Source organism: Rhizobium mesosinicum (genome assembly GCF_019511345.1).
GTDB lineage: Bacteria > Pseudomonadota > Alphaproteobacteria > Rhizobiales > Rhizobiaceae > Rhizobium > Rhizobium mesosinicum.
Genome location: NZ_JAEUAK010000013.1, coordinates 103,741 through 115,346, shown reverse-complemented (window position 1 = coordinate 115,346; position 11,606 = coordinate 103,741). Strand labels below are relative to the sequence as shown.

The 11,606-nt window shown below is 58.8% G+C and carries 12 protein-coding genes; 8 read left to right on the top strand and 4 right to left on the bottom strand.

Annotated features, from left to right (window positions below):
- Positions 1 to 157 precede the first annotated feature (157 nt).
- Positions 158 to 751 carry a transglutaminase-like cysteine peptidase gene (locus JNB85_RS26410; RefSeq protein WP_220337381.1) on the top strand — a complete coding sequence of 198 codons (594 nt, stop codon included), beginning with the start codon at positions 158 to 160 and terminating at the stop codon, positions 749 to 751.
- A 94-nt stretch (positions 752 to 845) separates the two neighbouring features.
- Here JNB85_RS26410 and JNB85_RS26405 read toward each other — a convergent pair whose 3' ends face one another.
- The gene (locus tag JNB85_RS26405; RefSeq protein ID WP_220337380.1) at positions 846 to 1,892 is read right to left on the bottom strand and encodes a substrate-binding domain-containing protein; all 1,047 of its coding nucleotides are present in this window, start codon (positions 1,890 to 1,892) and stop codon (positions 846 to 848) included.
- 287 nt (positions 1,893 to 2,179) lie between these two features.
- Here JNB85_RS26405 and JNB85_RS26400 point away from each other — a divergent pair, with 287 nt between their 5' ends.
- The 6 genes from JNB85_RS26400 to JNB85_RS26375 all read left to right on the top strand — a co-directional run bounded on the left by JNB85_RS26400 (position 2,180) and on the right by JNB85_RS26375 (position 8,323).
- Complete coding sequence (locus JNB85_RS26400; RefSeq protein WP_220337379.1) at positions 2,180 to 3,214, top strand: Gfo/Idh/MocA family protein; 1,035 nt, start codon at positions 2,180 to 2,182, stop codon at positions 3,212 to 3,214.
- Between the two features lie 11 nt (positions 3,215 to 3,225).
- On the top strand, positions 3,226 to 4,128 hold the full coding sequence (locus JNB85_RS26395) for a sugar phosphate isomerase/epimerase family protein (protein ID WP_220337378.1): 903 nt from the start codon (positions 3,226 to 3,228) through the stop codon (positions 4,126 to 4,128).
- A 65-nt stretch (positions 4,129 to 4,193) separates the two neighbouring features.
- Positions 4,194 to 5,426 (top strand): ABC transporter substrate-binding protein, encoded by a 1,233-nt coding sequence (locus JNB85_RS26390; RefSeq protein ID WP_220337377.1) that lies wholly within the window; start codon positions 4,194 to 4,196, stop codon positions 5,424 to 5,426.
- A gap of 103 nt (positions 5,427 to 5,529) precedes the next feature.
- Entirely contained in the window at positions 5,530 to 6,432 is a 903-nt protein-coding gene (locus JNB85_RS26385) for a carbohydrate ABC transporter permease (RefSeq protein WP_183743004.1), read from the top strand.
- Positions 6,429 to 7,256: a carbohydrate ABC transporter permease gene (locus tag JNB85_RS26380; protein WP_183831039.1), complete on the top strand. Its 828-nt coding sequence runs from the start codon at positions 6,429 to 6,431 to the stop codon at positions 7,254 to 7,256. Before JNB85_RS26385 ends, JNB85_RS26380 begins: the two co-directional genes overlap by 4 nt.
- Entirely contained in the window at positions 7,253 to 8,323 is a 1,071-nt protein-coding gene (locus JNB85_RS26375; RefSeq protein WP_220337376.1) for an ABC transporter ATP-binding protein, read from the top strand. Before JNB85_RS26380 ends, JNB85_RS26375 begins: the two co-directional genes overlap by 4 nt.
- Positions 8,324 to 8,380: 57 nt before the next feature.
- Here the strand turns inward: JNB85_RS26375 and JNB85_RS26370 are convergent, their stop codons facing one another.
- The 3 genes from JNB85_RS26370 to JNB85_RS26360 form a co-directional block, all read right to left on the bottom strand.
- Positions 8,381 to 8,572 (bottom strand): hypothetical protein, encoded by a 192-nt coding sequence (locus JNB85_RS26370; protein ID WP_220337375.1) that lies wholly within the window; start codon positions 8,570 to 8,572, stop codon positions 8,381 to 8,383.
- A 106-nt stretch (positions 8,573 to 8,678) separates the two neighbouring features.
- Entirely contained in the window at positions 8,679 to 10,289 is a 1,611-nt protein-coding gene (locus JNB85_RS26365) for a DHA2 family efflux MFS transporter permease subunit (protein ID WP_223216612.1), read from the bottom strand.
- A 1-nt stretch (position 10,290) separates the two neighbouring features.
- Entirely contained in the window at positions 10,291 to 11,250 is a 960-nt protein-coding gene (locus tag JNB85_RS26360) for an HlyD family secretion protein (RefSeq protein ID WP_338050360.1), read from the bottom strand.
- 57 nt (positions 11,251 to 11,307) lie between these two features.
- Here JNB85_RS26360 and JNB85_RS30820 point away from each other — a divergent pair, with 57 nt between their 5' ends.
- Positions 11,308 to 11,577 carry a hypothetical protein gene (locus JNB85_RS30820; RefSeq protein ID WP_223216611.1) on the top strand — a complete coding sequence of 90 codons (270 nt, stop codon included), beginning with the start codon at positions 11,308 to 11,310 and terminating at the stop codon, positions 11,575 to 11,577.
- Positions 11,578 to 11,606: the final 29 nt, after the last annotated feature.

Here is an 11,606-nt window from a genome sequence, read left to right as displayed (position 1 = left end):
AATTGTTCGGATTGATTTAAAGGGATCGAGATTCCTTCCCCGTATGGTCCCGGTCATCGGTCGAAGCTGGATAGAGCTTCAGCCTAAGGATTAGAAAACCGGCTTTAACCGGCATGTGCATCTGACCGCACCGCGGTCGTCGAAGCGGGGTAAGAAAATGTTCAAGCATGCACTGATTGCGACGGTGGCGCTTGCATCTCTGTTTGCGGTTCAGACTGCTGAGGCTGCTGGTCCCGGCGGCTTTGCCCGCGCGCTGAAAACAGCGCCGGCAATCAGCTATATCTCGGAAAAGCGCCGCACTTCAGCCCCTTTCGCGCATGTGATGTTTTGCGCACAGAATCCAGACGAATGTGCTGCTGGCGGCGGCGCGTCCGAAATCTTCCTGAGCCCTTTCGCAGACAAGCAGCTTCGGGCCGTCAACGCCTCCGTCAACCGCTCGATCCGGCCGGTCAATGACAGGCCCGATCAGGGCGATGTCTGGCAGGTGAATGTGAAGTCCGGCGACTGTGAAGATTTCGCGCTGACGAAGCGTGACCATCTCATCGCCATGGGCTGGTCAGCAAAAGCGCTTCGGATCGCCGTGACCAAGACGCCCGCTGGCGAAGGGCATGCGGTTCTCGTCGTCAAGACCGATCAGGGCGATCTGGTGCTCGACAACCGCTCGAACGCGATCAAGGGCTGGAAGGATACGGATCTTCGCTGGCTGATGATCCAGTCGGGAGACAACCCGCGGGTTTGGTACCAACTTTGATTGAATCTGCCGTCGGCGAAACGGGCGGCATGAAGGGATTTGCGTGAGACCGTTCGTCTCTTGTCGAAATATGGATCGAGCGACGCATATTGCGTCACGTTTTAGGTTCTCTGAAGAAAGCATCGCTTTCCCCGGGCACAAGCTCTAGCGGCCAGATCCGGTTGCGCGCGCCGTTGCGGTAGATCTCGGAATAGGCCGGCATGCCTGCAAGCAAGGTTTCGGCAAGTGCAGCGCCGAGGTCGGGCAGCGACATGCGGAAGCATGTCAGCGTGGGCTGGAGGAATTTTGCGCGTGGTTCCTCGCGAAAGCCGATAACGGCAAGATCCCGGCCTGGGACAACGCCGGCTTCAACAAGGCGGCGGTAGAGGCCGATCGCCATCAGTTCGTAGATGAGAATGATGGCCGTCGGTCTGTCTTCGATCAGCAGCAACTCCTGGCCGGCCTGGTAGCCGCCCTGTTCGCTTGATTTCACGCGGATCACCAGCTTCGGATCATATTTGATCCCGTGCGTCTCCAGAGCCTTTCGATAGGCGTCCACGAAGATATAGCCGAGATTGATCTCGCCCGAAGGAGCGGCGATCGCAATACGACGATGGCCCTTGGCGACAAGCCGGTCGACGGCGCTGGTCGCAACGCCTTCGAAATCAAGGTCGATCCAGGTGAAGTTGCCGCCGCCCGAAGAGCTGCGGCCGAGCGCGACGAAGGGGATTTTTGCCTTGACGAGCAGATCGATCCGCTTGTCGATGCGTTGTGTCGCGGAGATGATCATCGCGTCGACGACGCGGCGCGCCACCATGCGCTTCAAATATTCGTAGGGGTCCTCGTCGCTCGGGCAGGGGAGCATGACGAGATCGAGCTTGTGGCGTGAAAGCACGCTCTGCAGCCCGCCCGTCACTCCGAGAAAGAAGTTGTCGCTATTTTCGACCGTTTCCTTGCTGGTCTCGATCATCAAGCCGATAACGTTAGTCGTGCCTTGGCGAAGGCTGCGGCCAGACTGGTTGGCGACATAACCAAACTCTTCGGCCGCAGCCAACACGCGCTTTCGCGTCTCTTCATTGACATCAGCCTTGCCGTTCAGCGCGCGCGAAACCGTCCCGATGGATATATCGAGATGTTCTGCGAGCTGGCGGATACCCTTCATCGCGGCGATCTTTCTTCCGGAACGTGTTATCGATCTTATTGCCATGAGAAAACGTTTACGGAAAGCGTCAGCAGCGAGAAAGGGGCCCCATTTTGCAAGGCCCCTCAAATAAAAATAGTGCTGCATTGCGGAAGGTTTTCGGCTAAGCGCCCGTTCGTATTGCGATTTTCCGCAGCATTTGATCCATCCTCATAGGCATTGACAGCAGTAAACGTTTCCGCTTACTATCGTAAACGTTTACGGAAGGCGTTTCGGGAGGATTCTGAAGCGCACCGCTGGAGGAAATCGTGAAATTGAATGCCGTTCTGTGCGGGTGCGGAGCTATGTCTAAAGGCTGGCTGCGTGCTATCAAGGAAACGCCTGATCTTGCCGAGGCAATCGAGATCGTCGGCCTGGTCGACGTCAATCCGGCTGCCGCCGAAGCGCTTGCTGAGGAATTCGGTTTGAGCGCAGCTCGGGTCGGCACTGACCTTGCTGAGATCATTGGTCAGACCAAAGCCAATATCGTCTTCGACGTCGTGATCCCGACCGCACGGTTCAATATCGTTTCGACGGCCATGAAGGCCGGCTGCCACGTGCTCTCCGAAAAGCCGATGGCGACCTCGCTTGCAGAAGGGGCGGCGCTGATCGATCTCGCCGCCGAAACCGGCAAGATCCATGCGATCATTCAGAACCGTCGCTTCATTTCCGGCATCCGCCGCCTGCGCCGTTTCGTCGAAAGCGGGGCGATCGGTGAGCTGACCGGCATACATTGTGATTTCTTCATTGCTCCCCATTTCGGCGGCTTCCGCGAAGAGATGGACAATGTCCTGCTCCTCGACATGGCGATCCACACTTTCGATGCCGCCCGCTACGTGGCTGGCAAGAAGCCGCTCGCCGTCTACTGCGTCGAGCGTAACCCCAAAGGGTCCTGGTATCGGCACGGCGCCTCGGCCAATGCCACCTTCGAATTCTCCGACGACGTGGTCTTCACCTATCGCGGCTCCTGGTGTGCCGAAGGTGAGCGCACGAGCTGGGAAAGCCAGTGGCGTATCGTCGGCTCGAAGGGAATGCTGACGTGGGATGGCGAGGATGGGTTCAAGGCGGCTGTTGCCGGCAATGAGCCGGGCCTGCTCCATGGTTTTTCACCCGTTGAAGTTCCGGCGCCTGAGCGCGTCGAAGAAACGCACGGCCATGCGAGCGTGATCGCAAGCTTTGTCGAGGCGATCCGCACCGGAAAGCGGCCGGAGACGGTCAGTTCCGACAATATCAGAAGCCTCGCCATGGTCTTCGGTGCAATCGAGAGTGCCAAGACCGGGCGTCGCGTTGACATTTCAGCATAAGGATTAATGACGTGAGCAATCCCGCCAAAGCCATTCGTATCGGTACCATGGTCAGCGCCTCCAAGGGTGGTGCCGACAAGCGTATCGCCCAGATCGCCGATATAGGTTTCGAAAGCTTCGAGCCTTTCTTCTGGCAGACCACCAACGGTCAGGATCTTGCCGAACTCGGCAAGCGCAGCGTGGAAGCGATCGGTGATCGCGACATCACCATTTCAACGCTCGGCATGTTCGGCAATCCGCTCGAGGAGACCGAAATGGACCTGCAGACACTGCAGGGCTGGAAGGATTGTATCGACAATGCGCATCATTTCGGCGCCACCTGCGTTGCAGGCTTTACAGGCCGCATCCGCAACAGGCCGCTGACCGAGAGCCTGCCGCGCTACAGGCAGATCTGGAGCGAGCTTGCCAAGCGCGCTGCCGATAAAGGCATCAAGATCGCCTTCGAAAATTGCGCCATGGACGGCAACTGGGCGACCGGCGACTGGAACATCGCTCACAATCCGGATGCCTGGGAACTGATCTTCAACGAGACGCCCGACGACAATATCGGTCTTGAATGGGAGCCGTGCCATCAGATGGTTTATCTGATCGAGCCGCTGCCGCAGATCCGCAAATGGGCGAGCAAGATCTTCCATGTCCACGGCAAGGATGCGACCATCCGCTGGGACGTGATCAAAGAACACGGTATCTTCGGCAAGGAGAAATTCGTTTTCATGCGCACGCCGGGCTTCGGCGACAGCAATTGGACCGACATCATCTCCGAACTGCGGCTTGCCGGCTGGTCCGGCTCCATCGATATCGAGGGCTGGCATGATCCGGTCTATCGTGACGCCCTGGAAATGACCGGGCAGGTCCATGCTCTGAACCATCTGAAACATGCCCGAGGCGGTGATTTCGTCGTCGATCCGGTGTGAGTGATATGGTCGGCGTGGAGGAAATCGCCGGCCATTTTAATGGATAACCACAAAGGAGGAGAACCATGGCTATCCGCAAATCCGTAATTTTCGGCGCGCTGGCGCTCGCAGGCGTCTCGCTCTTTGGCCTTTCCGCCAAGGCGGAAGACGTCAAACTGACGCTCTGGTCGCTGGACAAGGACACCCAACCGGCGCCGACCCTGGTCAAAGAATTCAATGACCAGCATAACGGCATCACCATCGAATATCGCCTCATCCAGTTCGATGATGTCGTCACCGAAGCAATGCGCGCCTATGCCACCGGTCAGGCGCCTGACATCATCGCCGTCGACAATCCCGAGCACGCGCTGTTTTCATCGCGCGGCGCCTTCCTTGATCTCACCGACATGATCAAGAATTCGAAGGTCATCAAACCCGAAAACTACTTCCCCGGACCGCTGAAGTCGGTCGAGTGGGACGGCAAATATTTCGGCGTGCCGAAGGCGACGAACACGATCGCGCTCTACTACAACAAGGACATGTTCAAGGCCAAGGGGCTCGATCCGAACAAACCGCCGCAGACCTGGGACGAACTTGTCGAGGGCGCCCGCAAGCTCACCGATCCGGCCAAGAACGTCTACGGTCTTGCCTTTTCGGCAAAGGCCAACGAGGAAGGCACCTTCCAGTTCCTTCCCTGGGCGCAGATGGGCGGCGGTAGCTACGAGCATATCAATGCCGATGGTGCGGTAAAGGCGCTCGAAGTCTGGAAGACCATCATGGACGAAAAGCTTGCGTCGCCGGATACGCTGACCCGCGGCCAGTGGGATTCGACCGGCACGTTCAATTCCGGCAATGCCGCCATGGCGATCTCTGGTCCATGGGAGTTGGACCGGATGTTGCAGGAAGCCAAGTTCGACTGGGGTGTCACGCTGCTGCCGGTTCCGAAGGAAGGTGCAGAGCGCTCTTCCGCAATGGGTGACTTCAACTGGGCGATCTTCTCGACCAGCAAGCATCCGGCCGAAGCCTTCAAGGCGCTCGAATATTTTGCCTCGCAGGACGACAAGATGTTCAAGAACTTCGGCCAGCTGCCGGCCCGTTCTGACATCTCCATCCCCGAGACCGGCCAGCCGCTGAAGGACGCCGCGCTGAAGGTCTTCCTCGAGCAGCTGAAATACGCCAAGCCGCGCGGCCCACATCCGCAATGGCCGAAGATCTCCAAGGCGATCCAGGATGCCATTCAGGCTGCGCTCACCGGCCAGATGAGCGCTAAGGATGCACTTGATCAGGCAGCCGACAAGATCAAGGCAGTCCTCGGCTGATCTCTCGCATCACCGGATGGCCTGACGGCCATCCAAGATTTTCCTCCCGGAAGGGGCTGCTGCGGCTTGGCCGGGCAGCCCCGTTCGGAGCAATGGAGGACCCATGAGAAGGATCCTTTCCAGCGTCAGGGATGGCCGCGGTTTCGATATCGTGCTTGTCGCCTTTCCGCTTGGCTTTCTGTTTCTGATGGCAGGTCTGCCGCTTATCTACAACGTGGTGATGAGCTTCCAGGAGGTTGACATGTTCAGCCTCGGCACCTTCTCGCGCCCGTGGGTTGGCTTCAAGAACTACACGGATCTTTTCGCCCAGCCGGAAACGCTGCCGATCCTCTACAATACTGCGATCTTCGTCGTCGGTTCGATCGCCGGCCAGTTCCTGATCGGCTTCGGCCTGGCGCTGTTTTTCTGGGTCAATTTCCCCGGCGCATCTTGGCTGCGCGGTCTCTTCCTCGTCTCCTGGGTCATGCCGGGCCTCGTCGTCGGCGCGATCTGGAACTGGATTCTCTCGGGCGATTTCGGTGTCCTGAACTTCATCCTCAAGGAAAGCGGCATCATCTCCGGCAACATCTTCTGGCGCTCGGATCCGCATTATTCGCTTTACGCCGTCATCATCGCCAATATCTGGCTCGGCACGTCCTTCAACATGATCCTGCTGTCCGTTGGCCTTTCCGGTATTCCTGGCGATCTCTATGAGGCCGCCGAACTTGACGGCGCCACCGCCTGGCAGCGCTTCTGGACGATCACGCTGCCGATGATGCGCTCGACGATCGGGGCCATCATTGCGCTCGGCCTGATCTTCACGCTGCAGCAGTTCGACCTCTTTGCCGCCATTACCTCGGGTGGCCCGAACAACTCCTCCAACGTCACGCAATACTGGGCCTGGGATTTGTCTTTCCGCCAATATGATTTCGCCAAGGGCGCGACCATTTCCGTCATCATGATCGTTTTCGTGATGTTCGCTTCTGTGGTCTACGTCCGCTCGACCCGCCACGAGGTGCGCGGATGAGCGAGACTGCACGCAACCGCCTTATGCTCGCGATCGCCATCATCATGGCGGCGATCTACCTTTTCCCGCTCTATTGGATGTACATCACCGCGCTGAAGAGCGGCTCTGAGATGTTTGCCACACCGCCAAGTTTCTGGCCGACCTCTGCGCAATGGAGCACTTATGCCTATGTCTGGGAAACCCGGAACATGGGCCTCTATCTCTGGAATTCGCTGTTGATAGCGATCGGTGCTGTCGTCATCATTACGGTGCTCGGCGTCGGCTGCGCTTATGTGCTGGCGCGCTACCGTAATATCTGGGTGGATATCGGCCTCTTCCTGATCCTTATGCTGCAGGTTCTGCCGGCTTCGCTGATGATCACGCCGATTTTCGTCGGCTTCTCGCAGATCGGCATGCTGAATTATCCAAGGCTTGCCGTCATCATCGCCATTGCCGCAAAGAGCATGCCGTTCTTCGTGGTGTTGGTGCGGGCCACCTTCATGGCAGTTCCGATGGAACTCGAAGAGGCGGCCCTCGTCGATGGCAATTCGCGTGTGGGCGCCTTCTTCAACATCGTGCTGCCGCTTGCCCGCAACGGCATTCTCGTCAGCGCCATTCTCATCTTCATGCAGGCCTTCGGTGAGTTCGTCTATTCCAAGTCCATGATCCAGGCCGCCGAGCTTCAGCCGGCAAGCGTCGGGCTCAACTCCTTCATGGGGCCGAACACCAATGAGTGGAACAATATCATGGCCTACGCCACGATGTATGTGACGCCGATCCTTGCCATCTTCGTTCTTTTGCAGCGCCGCATAGTGTCCGGCCTCACCTCGGGAGCCCTCAAATGACCCCTCAGATCGAGCTTGCCGGCGTCAACAAATATTACGGCGTCTTCCATGCCCTGAAGAATATCGACCTGTCCATTGCCAAGGGTACCTTCGTGGCGCTTGTCGGCCCCTCCGGCTGCGGAAAGTCGACGCTGCTGCGCTCGCTGGCCGGCCTGGAATCCATTTCCGATGGCAGCTTGAAGATTGCCGGCGATCTGATGAACGGCGTGCCGCCACGCAAACGTGATGTCGCCATGGTGTTTCAGTCCTATGCGCTCTATCCGCATATGACCGTCGAGGAAAACCTCACGTATAGCCTGCGCATGCGGGGCGTCGCAAAAGCGGAGGCGAAGAAGGCAGCCGAGGAGGTCGCGGCCACGACAGGCCTTTCGCATCTCTTGAAGCGCTATCCGCGGGAACTCTCCGGCGGCCAGCGCCAGCGTGTCGCCATGAGCCGCGCCATCATCCGCCATCCGAAGGCTTTCCTTTTCGACGAGCCGCTATCCAATCTCGATGCGGCGCTGCGCGTCCATATGCGCAAGGAGATCCGCGCGCTGCACGACCGTCTGGGCGCGACCTCGGTTTATGTGACGCATGACCAGATCGAGGCGATGACGATGGCTGACCACGTCGTCGTCATGAAGGACGGCGTTATCGAGCAGCAGGGCCGGCCGCTCGACCTTTACGACAAGCCCGCCAACAAATTCGTCGCCGGTTTCATCGGCTCGCCCGCGATGAACTTCATTCCCGCAATTGCCGACGAGGAGGGAAAGAGCCTGACACTCGAGCTCGGCGTGATCAGGCAGCCGATTGCCATCGATCATCAGATTCAGCCCGGCAGCAAGATTACCGTCGGCATCCGTCCCGAGCATATCGGCATCACGAATCAGGGGCAGGGGAATTTTGACGTGCCGGTCGCGGTCGTCGAATCTACGGGCTCCTCGACCTTCATCACTGCGGCGACGACGCCTGAGTTGACGATCGTTGAAACCGGCAGGGGAACCGTTCAGCCGGGCCAGACGATCGGCGTGGCGGTGGCTCCGGCGCAGGTGCATCTCTTCGATGAGGCGAGCGGCGTCAGAATTTGAGATCCGGCATCTGCCGGATCAATTTTCGCAGCGGTCAGCCGCAGGACATTACCGTTCTTACCGAGCGAGCGAAACCGGCGTAGCTTGTTTGGCTGCCACCTCTGTACCATCAGGCTGTTCGCTGGAGTTTGCCCACATGGCCACAGCAAGTCCGGCGACGATAAAGTAGGGGAGTTTGCTCGAAAGCTTGAATTTGCCGGAAACGACATTGCCGCGGGTGCATTCAAAGCCGGACATTTCTGGAGTCATCAGTACCTGTCTCGTGCGAGTATCACGCCGCATACATAGTACATGCGGCGATTCGAATGAACCCCCAGATAAGGGGATATACAAGAAGTTGCCGACATCAGGCAGATCAGTGTCCGCCCTGATGGCCGGAACCCTCACCAAGGTCGATCCTGCGCAGGATGAAGGCGAGCGGCAGAACGGCAAGCGACAGCCACATCAGCACGTGGAAAACGTCGATATAGGCAAGATAACTCGCCTGGATCTGTACCTGCTGGCCGACCCAGCCCATGGCCTGCGATTGTGCATCGACAGCTCCTGCCCCTTTGCCGGCAAAATATTGCGTGGCGCCCTGCAGCGCGTGGTTGTAGGTGGGATCGGAAGGGATGACGTGCTCGACCAGCCGGCTTTGATGCCACTGTTCCCGATGGGCAAGCACGTTTGACGCAATCGCAACGCCGATCGAACCACCTGTGTTGCGCGCCGCATTGATGAGGGCCGATGCCTGGTCCGTCTGGTCGGGTCTCAGGCCGTCATAGGAGGCTGCGGTCATCGGGATGAAGATCAGCGGCAGGCCGAAGCCGAGATAGATGCGCGACCAGACGAAGAAACCGAAGTTCAGCTCGGCATTGAGGCGCGTCATGTCATACATCGCCGCTGCAATGATCGCGGTGCCGATGGCGATCAGATATTTCGGCTGGATCTTGTTGGAGATCCGTCCCGCCACGAACATCATGAACATCGTAACTAGGCCGCCGGGCGAAAGCGCAAGGCCAGCCCAGGTCGCCGTATAGCCGAAATTCTGCTGCAGGACCTGCGGAATGAATTGGGTTGTGGCGATCAGGATCGCGCCCGTTGCCAGCATGACGATGAAGCAGGAACCGAATTGCCGGCTTGCCAGCAAGCGCACGTCGACGACGGGATTGGCCGTTTTCATCAACCATGGGATCGCAAGAAGAAAAGCTGTGATGCAGATGGCCGTCGCGCCAATGATGAAGTTCGAGCCGAACCAGTCTTCCGTCTGGCCGCGGTCGAGAACCAATTCGAGCGCGCCGAGAAAGGTCGCAACCAGCAGGAAGCCGACAATATCGAAACGCACGCCTTGCCGGCGCATCCGCGCGCGCTCCTGGCGCAGCGAATCCGGTTCGTCCACGAGGAAGTAGACGAGAATGAAGGCGAAAAGGCCGACCGGTCCGTTGATCAGGAAGCACCAGTGCCAGGAGAAATTGTCCGAGAGGTAGCCGCCGAGCGTCGGGCCGACTACGGGGGCGACGACCACGGCGACGCCGAACAGGGCAAAAGCCTGGCTGCGCTTCGATGGTGGAAAGGAATCGGCGAGGATCGACTGGGAGATCGGCACCATGCCGCCGCCGGCAAAGCCCTGGATCATCCGGAAAATCAGCAGGGATTCCAGATTCCAGGCAAGGCCGCAGCAGATGGAGGCGATGGTGAACGTTGCAAGGCACAGAAGGTAGAAGCGCCGTCTCCCGTAGCGCTTGGCAATGAAGCTGCTGGCGACGAGAATGATGGCATTGGAGACGAGATAGGTCGTGACGACCCATGAAGCTTCATCGGCGCTGACGGCAAGGCCGCCGGAGATGTAGCGCAGCGCCACATTGGCAATTGTCGTATCCAGAACTTCCATGAAGGTCGCGAGCGAAACCACCAGGGCAATCAGCCACGGATTGACAGCCCTGGCACCGGATGCCGGCATGCCATCCGCTGTTGTGGCATCACTCATGTCAGTTCCTCGGCCGCACGGTTACCGTCGGAACCACGGACATGCCGGGACCGATCGCCACATCCTGCGGCCAATTGTCGATAACGATCTTGACCGGCACGCGCTGCGTGACCTTCACATAATTGCCGGTAGCATTTTCGGCCGGTAGCAGCGAAAAAGCCGTGCCCGAACCGGGTTGGACGGAATCGACGCGGCCGCGAAGGGCATGATCAGGATAGGCGTCGATCGTCACGTCGACAGGTTGGCCCGGCCGCATGTCCGTCAGCTGGGTTTCCTTGAAATTGGCCGTCACCCAGATCTCGTCGGGCACGAACATTGAGACTGCCTGTCCGGCCTGGATATATTGCCCCTTCGCCCCGCTGAGCTTCACGACGCGACCTGGTTGGGCGGCCGTGATCGTCGTGTAGCTGAGGTTCTGTTCGGCCGTCTCGACCTGTGCTTCCGCCTGATGCAGATTGGCGACCGCGCTTTCCCTTTGGGCCTCGGCAGCCGCCTTGTTCTTGATGGCGGAGGTAACGCTTGCCTTTGCCTGAGCGGTGCTCGCCTCGTTCTGACGCAAGGTAGACGCTGCCTGCTGGGCTGCCTGCTCGGAGCCCGCACCGCTTTTGACTAGTTGCTGCTGTCTGTTGTTCTCGTCCTTGGCATATTGAAGGGCGGCCTCTGCCGATGTCAGCTGCGCCTTGGCCTCGTCAATTGCCGCTGCTGCCGCGGCGATCTGGGCTTCGGCGCTGGAAATCGCTGCCTTTGCGACATCGACCTCGCCGCGCGCCTGATCCAGAGCGATCTGGTAGTCGCGCGGGTCGATCTTGGCGATCACCGTTCCGGCATCGACATGCTGATTGTCGGAGACAGGAACATCCGACACGTAACCCGAGATCTTGGCCGCGACGGAGAAGCTGCGCGCATCGACGAACGCATCATCCGTCGTTTCATAGGGATGGAAATAGATAAGCCAGACCACATAGCCGATGGCAGCAAGGGCAATCAGCGCAAGAACGATGAGAAGAGCGGCAATCGGATGACGCCTGATCACGGAGGGTCGCTTTTCCTTCTCCTGGTCCTGTTCGGTACTGTTTTCTGCCTCTTTGACTGGGGCTTCATCTTTTGTGGGAGCGGGGGATTGCTGCTGCCTGGCGGCGGCGCGCTGGTTTTGGGGCACGGCAAAATCTCTCATCTTGAAACCGGAGACCAACGCCGGATCATCGGCTTCGGTTCCGGTCAAAATGCCACAACCTGGGGGGAAAGCTACTTTTTCAGTTCGCGTATCCGGAACAATTTCCAGTGGTAGTGGTTAGGCAAGCGCCGGAGAACCTTTAC